Raw genomic sequence first — 17,221 nt, 5'->3', positions numbered from 1 at the left:
CCCCCTTTCTCAGGCTTGGATGAGGCCGGCGCGGATCGCGTAGCGGGTGAGTTCCAGCCGGTCACGCAGGCCGAGCTTGTGCAGCAGGTTCTCCCGGTGCCGGTGGACGGTCTTGATGCTGATGAAGAGCATCTCGGCGATCTCCTTGGACGAGTGCCCCTCGGCCACGAGCTTGAGGACCTCCTCCTCACGTGCGGTCAGCACCTGGTCGGGCGGCTCCTCGCCGTGGCGGACCCGGTCGAGGTAGTTGCGGATCAGGGCGGTGACCGCACCCGGATACAGGAAGGGCTCGTCACGCATGGCGGCGCGGCATGCCGCCACCAGGTCGCGGTCGGCCACGGACTTGAGCACATAGCCGCCGGCGCCGGCCTTCAGCGCCTGGAAGAAGTACTGCTCGTTGTCGTGCATCGTCAGCATCAGCACCCGCACGCCGGGCTTGAGCGCGACCAGTTCCCTGGTGGCCTGCAGGCCGGTCATCCGGGGCATGGCGATGTCCATCACCGCCAGATCGACCTCATGGGTGCGGGCCAACTCGATGGCCTCCGCGCCGTCCCCGGCCTCGGCGACGACCTCCAGGTCCGGCTCCCGGTCGAGGATGAGCCGCACCCCGCGACGTACCAACGCGTGATCGTCGGCGAGGAGGATACGGATCACGGATGTGTGCGGCGTGGTCATGGCTGCTTCCTGAGGGGCACGGTGAGCCGGACCGTCGTACCGGCCTGCGGCTGGGAGGTGACATCCAGAGTGGCCCCGATCAGCAGGGCCCGCTCGCGCATTCCGCGCATTCCCGCTCCTTCGCGGGCCACCCCGGTACCGCGGCCGTCGTCGACGACGGCCAGCACCACCGTCTCGCCGGTGTGGCGCAGGCTCACCTCGACCCGGTCTGCCTCGGCATGACGGGCCGCGTTGGTCAGGGCTTCCTGGGCGACGCGGTACAGGACCAGCTCCGTCTGATGGTCCAGCGCGGGCAGGTCGGTCCCGAACCGACGCACCACACGCAGGCCTACGTGGGTGGCGAACTCGCTGGTCAGCGAGGTCAGCGCGCTGACCAGACCGAGGTCCTCCAGTACGCCCGGCCGCAGCCGACGCACCAGACGCCGTACCTCGTCCAGGCTTCCCCGGGTGATCTCCTGTACTTGCCGCAGTTCACCGCGCAGGGGCTCGTCGGCGTCGTCGGCGGCCCGCTCCAGCGACAGCAGGATCGCGGTCATGCTCTGGCCCACCTCGTCGTGCAGTTCCTGGGCGATGCGGCGCCGCTCTGCCTCCTGCGCGAACAGGGCGCGGGCACTGCTGGACGCCCGTTCGTGCTCGAGGCGCTCGAGCATGGCGTTGAAGGTGCGGATCAGTTCGGCGGTCTCACCGCGTCCCCCTTCCGGCAGCCGTTGTCCGGGACGCAGCAGATCGACGGTGGCCATCAGCCGGGTGAGCCGGTCGAGCGGGGCCAGGCCGATCCGCAGCAGGGCCGCGTTGGCGACCAGCATGACGACCAGGCCGGACACGAGGATGACCGCCTCGGTCAGTACCACCGGCACGGAGACGGTCACCGGTGCCCACAGCAGCAGCGCGGTGGCGCTTCCCAGTACCACCGCGTTGAGCGCGAAGATCCGCCAGAACAGGGACACCGGGATGACGCCTCTCTCCGTGTGACACGGCGCTGTCTCTACTGTCGGTCACCGCGCACCCCGAGCGTCAGCTGCGTTCACGGGTCCTGACCGGTCTGCCGTCCAGGCTGCCCGCTGCCGGTCCTCACGGCCATGGGCTCCAATGCCCATTTCGTTGCGCCTTGCCTGCCCACGCCGTGATGGGCCACGGGACATGCCACAGATGGGTATCGCGCCCGATGGGTTTTACGCGGCGTCACGGCCACGGTAGAGGCATGAACCGCCGCCCCTGACTCCCTGGCCGAAGCCGCCATCGCCTCGCCCAATCACGGAATCACGGAATCACGGAAGAAGGATCCGCCATGTCACTCGATACGACTCAGACCGAAGCCCATCGTGAGCGGCTGACGGCGCACGAGGCCCTCCAGCGCCTCGAACACGAACGTGCCGCCCGCCTCACCCAACTGCGGGCCATCCGGCAGGCCGGGACGGACGCCGAGGAACAGGTGACGTCCACGCACAAGGACACCTTGCAACGAGTCCTCACCGAGATCGAGGCCGCGTTCGTCCGCGTCCAGGACGGCAGCTACGGCACCTGCCGCAGCTGCACCAGGCCCATCCCTGTCGAACGCCTGGAAATCCTGCCCTACACGCCGTTCTGCGTGCCCTGCCAGCGCGACGCCGTCTGACAACCCCCATCCACCTTCCCTCTCCGCCCTGCCCAAGGGGTGAATCGGTGAACCACCAGATCATCGACGACCGCGACACCGCTCTCTCGATCGAGGACTTCGCCGCACTGCGCGCGAACCTGCACGAACAGCGCCTGTTCCGCCAGGAACAGCTGCAACAGCTCTCTGCCCCCGCACCGACCCGTGCCGACGCGCGTCTCGGCCGGCAGGCCTCCTCACAGATCGAGGTCCGCGTCCAACTCGCCGCCTCCGCCCGCATGGTCCTGGCCGACGTCGAAGCCGCCCTCACACGCATGGACCAGGGCCAGTACGGCAGCTGCCACCTGTGCCGCGGGCCCATCGCCCGCGAACGACTGATGATCGTGCCGCAGGCCCGCTACTGCGCACGCTGCCAGCAGGTCAGGGAGGCGGGCCGATGACCACCGCCCCCAGTCCCCGTCCCGTGGCGGCCCGGCACCGACCGTGGCCCTGGTGCCGACAGTGCACCGGCATCGCCCTCGACCTGGGCAGCGCCCGCACCCGTGCCTGGATGTCCGGACGGCGAAGCATCCTCGACGTGCCCACGGTGACCGCCGCGGGCGACAGCGCCACTCACCCCATCCAGCGCGGCACCATCGTCGACACCCCCGGAACCGCCCGCATGCTGAACCGGCTGCTCGGCCACCGCCTGCCCCGCTTCGGCAGCCCCTTGCTCATCCTGGCCACACCCGTACTGGGCGGCCTGGCCTACCGGGCCGAAGCCCGCACCGCCGTGGAGGTCCTGCGCCCGCGCACGGTACTGACCGTCCCCACCGCGCGCGCTGTGGCCATGGCCGCGGACGCCGACCTGACGCATCCCCTGCTCGTCCTGGACATCGGCGCCCACCTCACCGAGGTCACGCTCCTGGCCGACGGCGCGGTGACCGACGCCCGCCACACCGCCCTGGGCACCGGCGACCTGGACGGCCTCACCCCGCCTGCACGGATCACTGACGCGGTCGTCGCGATGGTGACCGCCATGCTGGACCAGGACCGCACCTCCCAGACGCTCGACGCCCTCCGGCGGGGCGCTCTCCTCGCCGGTGGGGGCGCGCTGCAACCGAACGTCACCTATGCCCTCAGCCACCGGCTCCGCGCTCCCGTGCGGTCCGTTCCCGCTCCGCACACCGCGGCGGTCCGCGGCGCCGCGAGACTCCTGCAAGCGGCCCACGCCCACCCCTCCGCCGCCGGCATCCCCGGCATCACGCACCCTCGGTGACCGGGCCGCGGTGAGCAGGTCGTTGAGTCGAGCGGGTCCGTTCGGCGTCGGGACCGACCGTTCGACGTGTCAAACGGATACGTAGGAGGAGTCGAGCAGGTCGAGCCGCGTGGTCCTCCGTCCACCGCCGACCTTCACGTGTCCCGGCTCGTCCGAGGCCGTCAGGGATGAAGGCGCTGTCAGTGCGTCAGTCCTGCTTTCCGCGGCCGGTGAGCATGTCGCGCAGGCGGTCGACCATGCCGGCGCCGGGTGCGAGGAGTTTGTTCGCGGGCGGAGTGTCCGGCGCGGACGGGTGCGGGCGGGTGGGAGCGTGCTGCTTGGCCGAGCGGACCTTCTCGCCGAGTTCCGCCAGAGCCTCGGCGGAACTGACCTCGGCCAGCATCGGGAAGAGCCTGTTCTCCTCGTCGCTGACATGCGCCGTGACGGAGTTCTTCAGCCGCAGGATCAGGGTGTCGAAGTTCCCGTCGCCGGGCCGGCAGCCTTCGAGTTCCTTGAGCATGCGCTCGACTTCTGCGTGGTCGGCGATCTCCTTGTCGGCGAGGTCGTCTCCCCCGTCGACGTACCGGCGCACCGCCGGGTAGAGGTACTCCTCCTCGGCCACCGAGTGCCGGATCAGCTCCATGGTGAGCTTGTCGGCCAGTTCACGTCGCTTCTCGTCGGCTCCCGGCAGCGCTTCGATCTGCGCGAAGAGGTCGTCCACCTCGCGGTGGTCCGTCGTCAGTTCCTGGATGACGTTTCCGCCGTGTCCCATGGGTTCTCCAGTGCTTGTCGTTTCCAGATACCTGCCACGCGCGTACCGACGGCCTCACGCCGGTCCGCCACTTCACTCCGGTGGCCGAGGCGGAATACCTGCCATCGATCGCCTTGCCGATCTTCGTCATGTGGGCTCGGCTGTGTGCGCCGCTCCTGCCGTGCGGGTACCTGCCGCCGCCCCGCACAAACCGACGACAGCCGACGCGACAGCCTTACCCGGGGCTTTTCGGGTGGTGCGGGGCGGGAACTCGCTGGTTCGTCCGAATCCGCCGGCGTTGAGGAGGCTGTCGTGACCGAACAACAGCACACCCAGCAGGACCCGACGACTCAGCACCCGCGTCCGGAGTTTCCGGCGCAGGACCAGCCGCACCCGGGCTGGACGGGGCCGATGGACCCGCCGCCCGATCATGGCGAGGAGTCCTACCGCGGCAGCGGCCGGCTGGAGGGCCGCAAGACCGTCATCACGGGTGGGGACTCCGGCATCGGGCGGGCGGTGGCGCTGGCCTTCGCCCGGGAGGGCGCCGACGTGCTGTTCACCCATCTGGAGGAGGAGGCGGACGACGCGCGTGAGACGTCCCGCCTCGTCGAGGACGCCGGCCGCAAGGCGGTCGCCGTCTCCTGCGACATCCGTGAGGAGGACAACTGCCGGGCGCTGGTGGAGCGCGCGGTCTCCGAGTTCGGGCGCATCGACGTGCTGGTGAACAACGCGGCGTTCCAGATGTCGCAGCCGGACGGCATCGAGGCCATTACGACCGAGCAGTTCGACCGGGTCATGCGCACGAACCTGTACGGGATGTTCTGGCTGACCAAGTTCGCCGTGCCGCACATCCCGGAGGGCGGCAGCGTCATCAACTCCACGTCCGTGCAGGCGTACAAGCCCAGTCCGCACCTGCTGGACTACGCGATGACGAAGGGCGCGATCGTGACCTTCACCCAGGGGCTGGCCCAGATGCTCGCGGAGCGCGGCATCCGCGTCAACGCGGTCGCGCCGGGTCCGGTGTGGACGCCGCTGATCCCCGCGACGCTGCCCGACACCGTGGAGTTCGGCAAGCAGAGCCCGCTGGGCCGTCCGGCCCAGCCCGCCGAGCTGGCCCCGGCGTACGTCTACCTGGCCTCTCAGCAGGCGAGCTTCGTCACCGCGGAGATCCTCAACGCGACCGGCGGCACGCCCCTGCCGTGAACCGCCGGCGGGCCGGGGCGCCGATCACCCGACGTGCCTGCGCGCACCCAGCGGGGCACAGCCAGCACTCGGATACGGAGTTTGGGCCGCTCCGGATTGGTGAGACGCCCCGGATGCACGAGCAACTTGTCACAGTCGCCCCTCGGGTAAGACCCGCAGCGCAGCGTCCGGCGGAGCGCGACGCCTACTTCGACAACATCAAGTATCTGGCGATCGTGCTGGTCGCTGTGGGACACGCGTGGGAGCCGTTGCGGGACGGGAGCCGGGGTGTCTCGGCGCTGTACCTGCTCGTGTACGCCTTTCACATGCCCGCGTTCATCGTCGTCTCCGGGTATTTCTCGCGGAACTTCGACGCCGGCCCGCAGCGGCTGCGGAGGCTGGTGACCGGGCTGGTCGTGCCGTACGTCGTGTTCGAGACGGCGTACACGTTCTTCACCCGGTGGACGGACCGGGTGCCGGACCGGCCGGTGAGTCTGCTGGATCCGCTGTACCTGACGTGGTTCCTGGTGGCGCTGTTCGTGTGGCGGCTGACCACTCCCCTGTGGCAGCGGGTGCGTCATCCGGTGCCGCTGGCCCTGGCCGTGGCGATGCTCGCCACCCTCACGCCCTCCATCGGCGACGACCTCGACCTTCAGCGGGTCCTGCAGTTCCTGCCGTACTTCGTGCTGGGTCTGTGTCTGAAGCCGGAGCACTTCCGCCTGGTCCGTCGGCGGACCGTACGGCTGGCGGCCCTGCCGGTGTTCGCGGTCGCCCTCGCGCTGGCCTACTGGGCGGTGCCGCGGATGAGCGGGGCCTGGTTCTACCACCGGGACAGCGCCCAGGAACTGGGTGCGCCCGCCTGGTCAGGGCCGGCGATGACGCTGGTCACCTTCGGCTGCTCGCTGGTCCTCGTCGGGTGCTTCCTCGCCCTGGTGCCCGGGCGGCGGACCTGGTTCACGGTCCTGGGCGCGGGCACGCTCTACGGCTATCTGCTGCACGGCTTCCTCATCCAGGGAGCCCGCTTCTGGGGCTGGTACGGGCCCACCTGGGTCCACGACCCGCTCGGCACGGCCGCGGCCGCCCTCGTCGCCGCCGCCCTCGTGACCGCCCTGTGCACCCCACCGGTCCGACGCGCCCTGCGAGGCCTGGTGGAACCGGACATGCGGTGGGCCTTCCGACAGCCCACGGCCCCACCGGGACGAGGTGAGCGGCCATACGCCGCAACGGCGCCGTGACCGCGCGGCGCACCCGGTCACCCTCGCCGCTGTAACCGCGCGACGGGGCCTTCCGACAACACCCGGCCCAAGCCGAGCGCACGCCGCAAAAACACGTGACCGCACGCCGCAACGGCACCACGACCGCACGGCCCGGGCCCGGTCACCCTCGCCGCCGCCTCCACCGTGACCGCGCGGTGCGCCTTCCGACAACACCCGAATCGAGCCGGGCGCACGCCGGAAAACACATGGCCGCACGCCGCAACGGCACCACGACCGCTCGGCAGGCCCAGACGACCTCGCGCCGCCGTGACCGCGCGGTGGGTCACGGAGGAGGACGACTTGGCCGTACGACGGGACGGCAGCTCGGAACGCCGTCCCGTCGTCCGTGGCGGCCCTACTTCGACGGCCTCGTGGAGACCGACGGGACCGGGCTCGGTACGGAGGTCGGCTCCGCCGGGACGGGGCTCGGGACGGTCGAAGCGTGCTGGTCCGGCACGACCGTCGGGACCGTGCTCGGTGCGGTACCCGGCGCGGACGGTACCGGGCTCGGCGCGGTCCTCGGCGCGGACGGTACCGGGCTCGGCTCGGACGGCCGTTTCGACGGCACGGGGGAAGGCACGGGCGAGGGGACGGCCGAAGGAGCCTCGGATGCCGAGGCCGGCGTCGGCTTCGGCGTGGTGGAGCCGGTCGCGGCGCCTGCGACGGCGGCCCAGCCCGCCACGGCCACGGCGCTTCCCGCGACGACGCCGATCACCAGGCGGCGGGTGGTTCGGATGCCATGACGCTTCGTCAAAACTGCTCCTCTGTCGGGGTGTCGGTTGCGTGAGAGGAGTACGGGACACCGGCCGGGACGGGTTGCACGCGGCGCCCGGAAACTTTTCTTCCGGGGGCGTGCAACCTCGCAGCGCCCCTCGCCGTACCTCTCAAGGACAGGTGTGATCGGTTCGGCGGAGGGTCGGCGGGTGCGGGAAGCAGTCCGGGAGCGGGAGTTCCGGGAGTTCGCCGAGGCCCGGCAGGGGCAGCTCAGGCGCAGCGCGTATCTGCTGTGCGGGGACTGGCACCAGGCCCAGGACCTCACCCAGACGACGCTGATGAAGCTGTACGCCTCCTGGGGCCGGGTCCGCCGCGACGGCAACGTCGAGGCATACGCCCGTACGATCCTCACCCGCGTCTTCATCGACCAGTACCGCAAGCGGAGCCGGCGGGAGGAGCCGACGGAGGAGCTGCCCGAGCCGGTGTCCGCCGAGCCACCGGTCACGCCCGAGCTGCGGCTGGTGATGCAGGCCGCGCTGATGGAACTGCCGCCCCGCTACCGGGCGGTCCTGGTACTGCGGTTCTGGGAGGACTGGAGCGTGGAGCAGACCGCCGAGGCGCTGCGCGTGACACCGGGCACGGTCAAGAGCCAGAGCGCCCGCGGGCTGGTCCGGCTGCGCGGGCTCGTCGAGGGTCTCGCGGGCGAGACGAGCGGGAGGTGAGGCGGCAGATGTACGACTCGGACGAGTACGGGGAGAGCGGTCGCGTGCGGGGCGCCTTCGAGGCCATCCTCGACGGCTCGCGGGAGCCGGTCCTGCCCAGCGTCACCGACGCGGCCGTTGCCGGCGGCCGACGGATCCTACGCCGTCGTACGGCGGTCTCGGGCGCCGTGGGAGCGCTGGTGGCCGCCGTCCTCACGGCCGGGGCGGTGGCCGCCCTGCCCGGCACGGAGCCCGACCGCTCCTCGGTCCCGATGGCCCCGGTGAGCAGCCCCCCGCCCACCACCACGGGCCCGGCACCGCCGTCGCCCGTCCCCTCCCGACCGTCGGCCGTTCCGACGCCCTCGGGCAACATGACCGGGAACGCGCCCGGGGACTCCCCCCGGACATCGCCTCAGCCGTGAGGACGTGAGGCCGCCGAGCCGCCGGGCCTGGGCAGCCGTGTGACAAGATGCTTCGGTCATGCCCCACCAGAAAGGGACGATTCCCATGTCCAGGGTCGAGCTGACCACTAATTTCGGCCGTATCGTCCTCGAGCTCGCCGACGCCGAGGCGCCCAAGACCGTCGAGAACTTCCTGAAGTACGTCGGCAACGGGCACTACGACGGCACGATCTTCCACCGGGTGATCAACGGCTTCATGGTCCAGGGCGGTGGCTTCACCCCGGACATGGTGCAGAAGCCCACGCTCGCACCGGTCCCGAACGAGGCCGACAACGGTCTGAAGAACACCGCGTACACCGTGGCGATGGCGCGCACCAGCGACCCGCACTCGGCGACCGCGCAGTTCTTCATCAACGTCTCGGACAACGAGTTCCTCAACTTCACGGCCAAGAGCCCGAACGGCTGGGGTTACACCGTGTTCGCCAAGGTCGTCGAAGGTCAGGACGTCGTCGACAAGATCAAGGGCGTGCGGACCGGCAGCAGCCGCGGTCACGGTGACGTGCCCACGCAGCCGGTGATCATCGAGTCCGCGAAGGCCGTCGACTGACCTCGCCGAAGGACTGACGCGACCTGCGCGGTGCCGACGGCAGTGCGCAGGTCATGCGGTCCGTTTGCGGGCGGTCGTCTTCTTGGCCGCCGTCTTCTTCGAGGTCGTCGCCTTCTTCGCCGACGCCGCCTTCTTCGTTCCCTGTGACGACTTCGCCGTCGTCTTCTTGGCCGCCGTCTTCTTCGTGGCGGACGTGGACTTCTTGCCACCGGTCTGCTTCGGCGCCGCCCGCGCCGACTTGCGCTGCGGCAGCCGAGTGACCTCCCCCGGCTCCTCGCCCCGGGACTCCTTCGCGTCCCGGACACTCTTCTCCAGCGCGGCCATGAGGTCGAGGACCTTGCCGCCCTTCGCCCGGTCGGGTGCCTCCGGAGGTGCCTCGCCCGCGGCCTTCGCGGCGACGACCTCCTCCAGTGCCTCGCGGTACTCGTCGTGGAGTTCGTCGAGGTCGATCTCGCCGAGGGTGTCCATCAGGGCGTCGGCGAGGTCGAGTTCCTTGTCGCTGACGGTGACCTTGGTGTCGGGAGCGAGTCCCTCGGGCGCGCGGACCTCGTCCGGCCACAGCAGCCCGTGCAGCGCGATGGCGTCCTCCACCACCCGCAGCATCCCGAGCCGTTCCCGTCCCCGCAGCGCGAACTTGGCGATGGCCACCTTGTTGCTGCGTTTGAGCGCCTCCCTCAGCAGGGTGTACGGCTTGGCGGCGGGGGCGCCGCCCGCCTGGAGGTAGTACGCGGCGTCCATCTGGAGCGGGTCGATCCGCTCGCCCGGCACGAACGCCACGATCTCGATCGTCTTCGCCGTCGGGAGCGGCAGATGGGCCAGGTCCTCGTCGGTGATCGGGATGATGGTGCCGTCGGCGTCCTCGTACCCCTTGCCGATCTCCGCCTGGCTGATCTCCCGGTCCTCCAGTTCGCAGACCTTGCGGTAGCGGACGCGGCCGCCGTCCTCGGTGTGGATCTGGCGGAAGGAGATCGAGTGGCTCTCGGTGGCGTTCACGAGCTTGATCGGGATGCTGACCAGGCCGAACGAGATGGCGCCGTTCCAAATGGATCTCACCGGCAGCACCCTTTCTGGCGTATTACGTAGTTTCATCTGATATGCGTGAGATTCTCATCGTATGACGCCGATCACAGAGGTGGAGGGGCGACGGCTCGCGCTCAGCAATCTGGAGAAGGTGCTGTATCCGGCCACCGGCTTCACCAAGGGCGAGGTGCTGCACTACTACGCCACGACGGCCGAGGTGCTGCTCCCCCATCTGCGTGACCGTCCCGTCTCCTTCCTGCGCTATCCGGACGGCCCCGAGGGTCAGGTGTTCTTCGCCAAGAACGTTCCGCCGGGTACGCCCGACTGGGTCACCACCGCCGAGGTGCCCCGCTCGGAGGGGCCGGCCCGGATGGTGCTCGTTCAGGACCTGGCGAGCCTGATGTGGGCGGCCAACCTGGTCACCGAGTTCCACACCCACCAGTGGCCGATCGGCACTCCCGACGAGGCCGACCGCCTGGTCCTCGACCTCGATCCGGGGCCGCCCGCGACGATCGTCGAGTGCTGCGAGGTCGCCCTCTGGCTCAGGGAGCGGCTGGCGGTGGACGGTATCGAGGCGTACCCGAAGACCGCGGGGTCGAAGGGGCTGCATCTGCTGGCGGCGGTGCGGGGGGCGTCGTCCGACCAGGTGTCGGAGTACGCCAAGCAGCTCGCCGTGGAGGCGGAGCGGGCGATGCCCCGGCTGGCCCTGCACCGGATGACCCGCAACCTGCGGCCCGGCAAGGTCTTCGTCGACTGGAGCCAGAACGCCGCCCGCAAGACCACCGCCACGCCCTACACCCTGCGGGCCCGGGCCCGGCCCCTGGTGTCGGCACCGGTGACCTGGACGGAGGTCGAGGAGTGCGGCACACCGGCCCAGCTGTCCTTCGAGGCCCCGGACATGGGCCCCCGCCTCCAGGACTACGGCGACCTCCTGTCCCCGCTCCTCGACAGCGAGCGTGCGGCACGGCTGCCGTGAGCGGGGCGCCTATGGGGGTGCCAGGTGCTGTCGTACGGCGGGTGCGGGCCGGTGGGGGGCTGGTCGCGCAGTTCCCCGCGCCCCTGGGGAGTTGCACTCACCCGCGCCACAACGGACCGATCCCCCCGCACCACGACGGACCGTTCGCCGCACCGCACGCCAGGACGGACCGTTCGCCGTACCACGCGCCACGACGGACCGGTCGCCGTACCGTGCGCCACGATGGACCGTTGGCCGCGTACGGCGCGAAGGGGCCGGGGTGGGGGGTGTCCGCCCGCAGCGGCCGGCGTCCGTCACAGGGCACTGTTGAAGCAGCCGAGCCGCCGGACCGAGGACGGACACCCCCCACCCCGGCCCCGACCCACCCACCGAACCCCACGCGCTACACCAGCCCCCACCGGACAGAAACAGGCCGCCGCAGGCACCCAGGGGCGCGGGGAACTGCGCAAAAACGCCCGCCCCCACCCAACCCGCACCGCTCCATCAGACCTTCGTCCACGTGTGCCGGTCCCGCGCCATCGCGTGCAGGGCCTCCACGTCCGCCGGCTTCAGCACGCCGCCGAGGCGGGCGAGGCCTTCGAGGTCCGTGTCGGCGAGGACGCGGACCCCACGGGGCGGCTGGGTGACCGTCACGGCCGTGGGGCCGACGAGGGCGAGGACCGGGTGGACCTCGGCCGTCAGGGCGTAGGAGGCGCGGTCGGCGTCGGCGCGGACGCGGCGCAGCAGCGGCTGCGGGTCGCGGCGGCCGAAGGCGACCATCGGGTCGGCGACCGAGACCCGCTGCCTGCGGGCGTACAGCGCGTGCACCGCGAACAGTCCGGCGGGACCGATCACCAGATGGTGGACGCGGTCGCCGCCGGGCAGCGGAACGGAGTGCAGGGTGTGCCAGCCCGCGCCGTCGAGACCGTCCAGCGCCTCACCCACGGTCTGTTCCGCCTCCAGCGCGCGCCGACGGGGGTCGCGGCGGATCAGGTGCGGGGAGCCGGGATCCCGGTCCAGGTCGACCAGGAGGGCCTCGCCGGGACGGTTGGGCGCGAGGTCGTCGTCCGGGTGGAGGCTGAGCCGGGCCAGTTCGGCCGGCGTCGGCACCGGGGGCGGGCCCACGGCCACCGGGCCGGCCAGGAAGGGCCCGAGGACATCGAGCACTTCCTCCCTGCGGTCCTCGCTCAGCAGATTGATCCGGGCCGCCTCACGGTCGTACCAGGCGATGTTCCTGCCGTCCGTGAGGCAGACGTAGAGCCGCTCCTGACCATGGCGCCAGGTCGGTACGACGCGCAGTCCGCTCATGCACCATCACCCCATGGTCCATGGGAACAGGCGGGGTGCTGCGCAGGCAAGAAGCCGGATACCTTTGGGGTGAGTCACCGTGAGTTGCAGGGCTTGGCGCAGGGGCTTGGGGAGGCGCTGTTGCGGACCCGCAGGAAGCAACCCGACGTACCGGCTCCGGACAGGGCGTGGGACGAGATCGTGCCCGGGCTGTGGATGGGCGGGCACGAGTTCCAGGGCATGTCCGGACAACGCGAGTTCGCCGTCGTACGGGACGAGTTCGAGGTCGTGCAGACGCTGCTGCGGCTGCCGGGCCACGGTCCCGATCCCGGCGTCGAGCACCATGTGTGGCCGATTCCGGACGGCCCGCTGGACGGCACCCAGCTCGCGGGCGTGATGCGTCTGGCGCAAGCCGCGAGCGAGGCGCTGGACGAGGGCCGCACGGTCCTCGTCCGCTGTTACCACGGATACAACCGCTCGGGTCTGGTCGTGGCGCACGCCCTGATCCGCAGGGGGCACACGGCCGACGAGGCGATCCGCCTGATCCGGAGCCGGCGCTCGCCGTGGGCGCTGCACAACGAGCTGTTCGTCGAGTACCTCCGGGCCGGCCTCCCGACGGCCCGGCTGCTGGAGGAGCTGACCGAGTAGGGCCGCCCGTAGGTGCCGGAAGGCAAAGAAGACTTCCACACGAATAATCTGTACGGGGGCCGACCCACGCCCACCGGTCCGACCCCAGGAGCACAGTGCCACCCGCCCGCCGCGCACCCCGTACGACCCGCGCCGTCGCCGCCGTCGCCCTGCTGCTCGCGGCCGCGTCGGGCTGCGGCGACGCGGGCGACCTGGTGGGAGCGGGTTCGACGCCGACCGCGATGAGCCCCGACCGGCTGTGGCCGCAGCTGACGCCGGCCTCCAGCCCGGCGTACACCATCGACGAGGTGGACACGCAGGTCGTCAAAGGCGTCTCCGTGCCCGGCGACGACATCCGCGAGGTGGACCCGGTCGCGGTCGTCCGCGCGGAGATCGGCTCGGACCCGGGCGTCTACACCGCGGGCGGCTACGACCGCACGGCCCGGCTCATGGCCGACTGCGCCAAGAGCGGCGCGGCCCGGCAGTCGTGCCCCGTCCTGCAGCCGTACTACCGCGACCTCACCGGCGACGGGCACGACGACCTGACGCTGGGTTTCCGCCAGCTGCCCGGCGACATCACCGCCGTACGCGTCTACACCGTGGCGAAGCACCGGCTGGTGCGGGTCATGCACTGGGAGGACGCGGTCAGCGGGGTCGAGCTGGCCGGGCGGTCGGTGATCATCCGCTCGCCGTCCGAGGTCGCCGGCTACGAGTACCGGCTGCAGTGGACCTGGGACCCGCAGCAGAAGGCGATGCTCCTCACCCACGACGAGATGCTCCGGACGGGCAAGAGCACCCGTGTCCCCAGCGGCTCGCCCAGCGCGTCCGCGAGCTCGCGATGAGACTCGCGCTGCCCCGCTGGTCCGGCACGCTGGCCGTGAAGGCCGCCGTCTTCATCACCGTGATGTGCTGCGCCCTCGCCGCGCTGCTCGGAGTCCTCGTGCATGTCTCGGTGACGAACCAGACCGTCGGCGAGGCCCGTGAGCTGGCGCTGAGCCGGCTGAAGGACGCGACCGAGGCGTACGAGGCCGGGGACACGCTGAAGTGGGACGCCGGCGTGGATCCACCTGATCTGCCGGGCTCGCTGCGGACGCTGGCGGTGGCCGGGGACCGCGGCACGATGGTCGGCGTGCACCGCGGGCGCCCCGTGATGTGGGCGGCGGGTCCGGCGGACGGGGACCGGTCGCTGGCCGTGGAGGTCGACTACTCGCAGAACGCGCGGACGATCGCCGCGCTCGACCGGGCGATCCTGTGGTCGTCGGCGCTGGCGATCACGGCGACGCTGCTGGTGGGCGCGTTCGCAGTGACCAGGGTGACGAAACGGCTGCACACGACCGCTCGGGTGGCCCGGCGGATCACCGCGGGCGACCTCGACGCACGGGTCGACGATCCCCGTACGAAGGATCCGTCACGGCCGCAGGACGAGGTGGCCGCGGTGGCCGCCGCGCTGGACTCCATGGCGATGTCCCTGCAGGGGAAGCTGCTGACCGAGCAGCGGTTCACGGCGGATGTCGCGCATGAGCTGCGGACGCCTCTGACCGGGCTGCACGCGGCCGCCGAGTTGTTGCCGCCGGGGCGGCCCACGGAGCTGGTGCGGGATCGGGTCGGGGCGTTGCGGACCCTGACGGAGGATCTGCTGGAGATCTCCCGGCTGGACACCGGGCGGGAAACCGTGGAGCTGGACACCGAGCCACTGGGAGCGTTGGCCGAGCGGGTGGTGCGCGCGTCCGGGACCGACACCGAGGTCGTCGTCGTGCGGGACCTTGCCGTGGAGACGGACCGGCGGCGGCTGGAGCGGGTGCTGGGCAATCTGGTGGCCAACGCGCATCGGCACGGCCGGGGTCCGGTGTCCTTGACGGTGGACGGGCCGGTGGTGACCGTTCGGGATCACGGGGACGGGTTCCCGCCGTATCTCATCGAGCACGGGCCGCAGCGGTTCCGTACCGAGGGCGGATCGAAGGGCCACGGCCTGGGGTTGACCATCGCGGTGGGGCAGGCGGAGGTGCTGGGGGCGCGCCTGTCGTTCGTCAACTCGGAGAACGGCGGGGCGGTCGCGACGTTGTTCCTGCGGTAGACGGCCCTGGGCCGGTTCTCCTATGGCTCAGTGTGAAAGGCGACCTGTGTACGGGGCTCCTAACGTGGCGAATAGTCAGGTTTGCACCCCCATCACGGAGGTCCCCCCATGTCCCTGCGCTCCCGTCTCTCCATAGCCGTGGCCGCCGGCGCCCTCGCCGCCACCGCCCTCGCCACGCCCGCCGTCGCCGGTGACGACCCGGACGACCCGCGCGACGACTGGGGACAGACCCAGCCCCAGGACCAGCCGGGCCAGAGCCAGAGCCAGGGTCAGGGCCAGGGTCAGGGTCAGGGCCAGACGCAGAACCAGGGCCAAGGCCAAGGCCAAGGTCAGGGCCAGGGCCAGGGCCAGGGTCAAGGTCAAGGCCAGGGCCAGGGCCAGGGCCAGGGTCAAGGCCAAGGTCAGAACCAGGGCCAGAGCCAAACGCAGAACCAGGGCCAAACGCAGAACCAGGGCCAGGGCCAGAACCCCAACCCCCGCCTGGCCAGAGGCGTCGTGACGGCCAGTTCGCTGGCGCTGCGCAGTTCGCCCTACCGGGGCGGCCGGATCATCCGGTGGGCCGAACGGGGCGAGGTCGTCTCGATCTTCTGCAAGACCAACGGCCGGAGCGTCCAGGGCAACCGCCAGTGGTACCTCCTCACGGACGGCACCTGGGCCTGGGGCCCGGCCCGTTACATCCGGACCATCGGAACGGCGCCACGCTGGTGCTGACTTCCCCGCACGCCAGGAGACATCACGTCCTATTTGGGTAAGTTCCGGACATGACCAAGGTCGGAACCACCGTGGCCCCCGCGGAGACCTCCGCTCCCTCGGTACGCCTGCCCCGGCGCCGTGGCATCGAGCTGGCCCTCATCGTCCTCGCCGTCCTGCTGTCGGTGTACGGCTACTGCGCTGTCGGCCTCGCCAAGAACGGCTCCGTCCCGCCCGGCGCCGCCGGTTACGGCGCCGGGCTCGGCGTGCTCGCGCTCATCGCCCACGGGGCCGTGCGCCTGAGGGCGCCGTACGCCGACCCGCTCCTGCTGCCGATCGGCGTACTCCTCAACGGCCTGGGCCTCGTCCTGATCTACCGCCTCGACCTGGAGACACCCGGGGACCGCGCGGCCCCCACCCAGCTCGTGTGGTCCACGGTCGGGGTGACCCTGTTCATCGTGGTCGTGCTGATGCTGCGCGACCACCGTGTGCTCCAGCGGTACGCCTACGTCTGTGTCGCCGCCGCACTGGTCCTGCTGACCCTCCCGATCCTCTTCCCCTCCGTGAACGGCGCCCGCATCTGGATCCGGATCGCCGGGTTCTCCATCCAGCCGGGCGAGTTCGCCAAGGTGCTGCTGGCGGTGTTCTTCGCCGCGTATCTCGCGACCAACCGGAACGCGCTGGCGTTCGCGGGGCGGCGGCTGTGGGGGCTTCAACTGCCCACCGGGCGGGTGCTGGGCCCGTTGCTCACCATCTGGCTGATCAGCGTCGGGGTCCTGGTCCTGGAGCGGGACCTCGGCACCTCGCTGCTCTTCTTCGGACTGTTCGTCGTTCTGCTGTACGTCGCCACCGGACTCACCGGCTGGATCGCGCTCGGACTGCTGCTGGCCGCCGTCGGCGCCTTCGCCGTGGGCTGGCTGGAGCCGCATGTGCACATCAGGGTGGAGGACTGGCTGCACCCCTTCGCGTCGATCGAGGCGGGCCAGGGGCCGAACCAGCTCGCGCAGTCCCTGTTCGCCTTCGCGGCGGGCGGGGTCCTCGGCACCGGGCTCGGGCTCGGCCACTCCGTCCTCATCGGCTTCGCCGCGAAGTCGGACTTCATCCTGGCGACCGCCGGCGAGGAGCTGGGCCTGGCGGGCCTCGCCGCGATCTTCCTGCTGTACGCCCTGCTGGTGGAGCGCGGCTTCCGGGCGGGCCTCGCCCTGCGCGACCCGTTCGGGCGGCTGCTGGCGATCGGACTCGCCTCGATCGTGGCGCTCCAGGTGTTCGTGATCGCGGGCGGGGTCGGCGGACTGATCCCGCTCACCGGCATGGCGATGCCGTTCCTCGCGCAGGGCGGCTCGTCGGTCGTCACCAACTGGGCGATCGTCGCCCTGCTGCTCCGGGTGAGCGACTCGGCCCGCGACCAGTACGACGGAAAGGAGAACCCGTGACGACGCGAGCCCCCAAC

At 71.1% G+C, this 17,221-nt stretch carries 21 protein-coding genes; 15 read left to right on the top strand and 6 right to left on the bottom strand.

Annotated elements, in window-relative coordinates; genetic code table 11:
- Positions 1-9 precede the first annotated feature (9 nt).
- On the bottom strand, positions 10-675 hold the full coding sequence (locus BFN33_RS42240; protein WP_069765534.1) for a response regulator transcription factor: 666 nt from the start codon (positions 673-675) through the stop codon (positions 10-12).
- A complete protein-coding gene (locus BFN33_RS42235) occupies positions 672-1,622 on the bottom strand; it encodes a sensor histidine kinase (protein ID WP_069765533.1) in 951 nt (316 codons plus the stop codon). Before BFN33_RS42235 ends, BFN33_RS42240 begins: the two co-directional genes overlap by 4 nt.
- 341 nt (positions 1,623-1,963) lie before the next feature.
- Between BFN33_RS42235 and BFN33_RS42230 the strand changes: the two genes are divergently transcribed.
- Genes BFN33_RS42230 through BFN33_RS42220 form a run of 3 tightly spaced genes read left to right on the top strand, consistent with a single transcriptional unit; the run spans position 1,964 to position 3,527 of the window.
- Positions 1,964-2,290, top strand: coding sequence for a TraR/DksA C4-type zinc finger protein (locus BFN33_RS42230; RefSeq protein ID WP_069765532.1), 327 nt, complete (start codon positions 1,964-1,966; stop codon positions 2,288-2,290).
- Between the two features lie 47 nt (positions 2,291-2,337).
- Positions 2,338-2,709, top strand: a complete 372-nt coding sequence (locus BFN33_RS42225) for a TraR/DksA C4-type zinc finger protein (RefSeq protein WP_069765531.1) — start codon at positions 2,338-2,340, stop codon at positions 2,707-2,709.
- Entirely contained in the window at positions 2,706-3,527 is an 822-nt protein-coding gene (locus tag BFN33_RS42220) for a rod shape-determining protein (protein WP_069765530.1), read from the top strand. The genes BFN33_RS42225 and BFN33_RS42220 overlap by 4 nt, the downstream gene beginning before the upstream one ends.
- A 187-nt stretch (positions 3,528-3,714) precedes the next feature.
- Here BFN33_RS42220 and BFN33_RS42215 read toward each other — a convergent pair whose 3' ends face one another.
- Positions 3,715-4,278 (bottom strand): hemerythrin domain-containing protein, encoded by a 564-nt coding sequence (locus tag BFN33_RS42215; RefSeq protein ID WP_069765529.1) that lies wholly within the window; start codon positions 4,276-4,278, stop codon positions 3,715-3,717.
- 291 nt (positions 4,279-4,569) lie between these two features.
- Between BFN33_RS42215 and BFN33_RS42210 the strand changes: the two genes are divergently transcribed.
- The 6 genes from BFN33_RS42210 (at position 4,570) to BFN33_RS42185 (ending at position 9,118) form a co-directional block, all read left to right on the top strand.
- Complete coding sequence (locus BFN33_RS42210; RefSeq protein ID WP_069765528.1) at positions 4,570-5,460, top strand: SDR family oxidoreductase; 891 nt, start codon at positions 4,570-4,572, stop codon at positions 5,458-5,460.
- 113 nt (positions 5,461-5,573) lie between these two features.
- Positions 5,574-6,674, top strand: coding sequence for an acyltransferase family protein (locus BFN33_RS42205; RefSeq protein WP_069765527.1), 1,101 nt, complete (start codon positions 5,574-5,576; stop codon positions 6,672-6,674).
- Between the two features lie 227 nt (positions 6,675-6,901).
- Complete coding sequence (locus BFN33_RS53480; protein ID WP_069765526.1) at positions 6,902-7,438, top strand: hypothetical protein; 537 nt, start codon at positions 6,902-6,904, stop codon at positions 7,436-7,438.
- Positions 7,439-7,618: 180 nt separating this feature from the next.
- The gene (locus BFN33_RS42195) at positions 7,619-8,131 is read left to right on the top strand and encodes a SigE family RNA polymerase sigma factor (protein WP_069765655.1); all 513 of its coding nucleotides are present in this window, start codon (positions 7,619-7,621) and stop codon (positions 8,129-8,131) included.
- An 8-nt stretch (positions 8,132-8,139) separates the two neighbouring features.
- Positions 8,140-8,532 carry a hypothetical protein gene (locus tag BFN33_RS42190; RefSeq protein WP_069765525.1) on the top strand — a complete coding sequence of 131 codons (393 nt, stop codon included), beginning with the start codon at positions 8,140-8,142 and terminating at the stop codon, positions 8,530-8,532.
- Between the two features lie 85 nt (positions 8,533-8,617).
- Positions 8,618-9,118 carry a peptidylprolyl isomerase gene (locus BFN33_RS42185; RefSeq protein WP_069765524.1) on the top strand — a complete coding sequence of 167 codons (501 nt, stop codon included), beginning with the start codon at positions 8,618-8,620 and terminating at the stop codon, positions 9,116-9,118.
- Positions 9,119-9,169: 51 nt separating this feature from the next.
- Here BFN33_RS42185 and BFN33_RS42180 read toward each other — a convergent pair whose 3' ends face one another.
- Positions 9,170-10,207 (bottom strand): Ku protein, encoded by a 1,038-nt coding sequence (locus BFN33_RS42180; RefSeq protein ID WP_176742607.1) that lies wholly within the window; start codon positions 10,205-10,207, stop codon positions 9,170-9,172.
- 25 nt (positions 10,208-10,232) lie between these two features.
- Between BFN33_RS42180 and ligD the strand changes: the two genes are divergently transcribed.
- Positions 10,233-11,114, top strand: coding sequence for a non-homologous end-joining DNA ligase (gene ligD / locus BFN33_RS42175; protein ID WP_069765523.1), 882 nt, complete (start codon positions 10,233-10,235; stop codon positions 11,112-11,114).
- 483 nt (positions 11,115-11,597) lie between these two features.
- On the opposite strand, the gene BFN33_RS42170 is transcribed toward ligD, so the two are convergent.
- Positions 11,598-12,401 carry a nuclease-related domain-containing protein gene (locus BFN33_RS42170; protein WP_069765522.1) on the bottom strand — a complete coding sequence of 268 codons (804 nt, stop codon included), beginning with the start codon at positions 12,399-12,401 and terminating at the stop codon, positions 11,598-11,600.
- Positions 12,402-12,521: 120 nt separating this feature from the next.
- On the opposite strand from BFN33_RS42170, the gene BFN33_RS42165 reads away from it, so the two are divergent.
- From BFN33_RS42165 to BFN33_RS42155, 3 genes are all read left to right on the top strand, one after another.
- A complete protein-coding gene (locus BFN33_RS42165) occupies positions 12,522-13,028 on the top strand; it encodes a dual specificity protein phosphatase family protein (RefSeq protein ID WP_069765521.1) in 507 nt (168 codons plus the stop codon).
- 95 nt (positions 13,029-13,123) lie between these two features.
- Complete coding sequence (locus BFN33_RS42160) at positions 13,124-13,849, top strand: hypothetical protein (RefSeq protein WP_069765520.1); 726 nt, start codon at positions 13,124-13,126, stop codon at positions 13,847-13,849.
- Positions 13,846-15,081 (top strand): HAMP domain-containing sensor histidine kinase, encoded by a 1,236-nt coding sequence (locus tag BFN33_RS42155; RefSeq protein WP_069765519.1) that lies wholly within the window; start codon positions 13,846-13,848, stop codon positions 15,079-15,081. Before BFN33_RS42160 ends, BFN33_RS42155 begins: the two co-directional genes overlap by 4 nt.
- A 75-nt stretch (positions 15,082-15,156) precedes the next feature.
- Here the strand turns inward: BFN33_RS42155 and BFN33_RS55715 are convergent, their stop codons facing one another.
- Positions 15,157-15,480 carry a hypothetical protein gene (locus BFN33_RS55715; RefSeq protein ID WP_370743370.1) on the bottom strand — a complete coding sequence of 108 codons (324 nt, stop codon included), beginning with the start codon at positions 15,478-15,480 and terminating at the stop codon, positions 15,157-15,159.
- A 96-nt stretch (positions 15,481-15,576) separates the two neighbouring features.
- On the opposite strand from BFN33_RS55715, the gene BFN33_RS55710 reads away from it, so the two are divergent.
- Together BFN33_RS55710 and BFN33_RS42145 are read left to right on the top strand one after the other, a co-directional pair.
- Positions 15,577-15,792, top strand: coding sequence for an SH3 domain-containing protein (locus BFN33_RS55710; RefSeq protein WP_370743369.1), 216 nt, complete (start codon positions 15,577-15,579; stop codon positions 15,790-15,792).
- Between the two features lie 50 nt (positions 15,793-15,842).
- Positions 15,843-17,204: an FtsW/RodA/SpoVE family cell cycle protein gene (locus tag BFN33_RS42145; protein WP_069765517.1), complete on the top strand. Its 1,362-nt coding sequence runs from the start codon at positions 15,843-15,845 to the stop codon at positions 17,202-17,204.
- Positions 17,205-17,221 lie beyond the last annotated feature (17 nt).

Origin of the sequence: Streptomyces sp. LUP47B (assembly GCF_001746295.1) — a bacterium.
In the GTDB taxonomy this organism is placed as follows: Bacteria; Actinomycetota; Actinomycetes; order Streptomycetales; family Streptomycetaceae; genus Streptomyces.
This window is presented reverse-complemented; position numbering and strand designations above follow the sequence as displayed.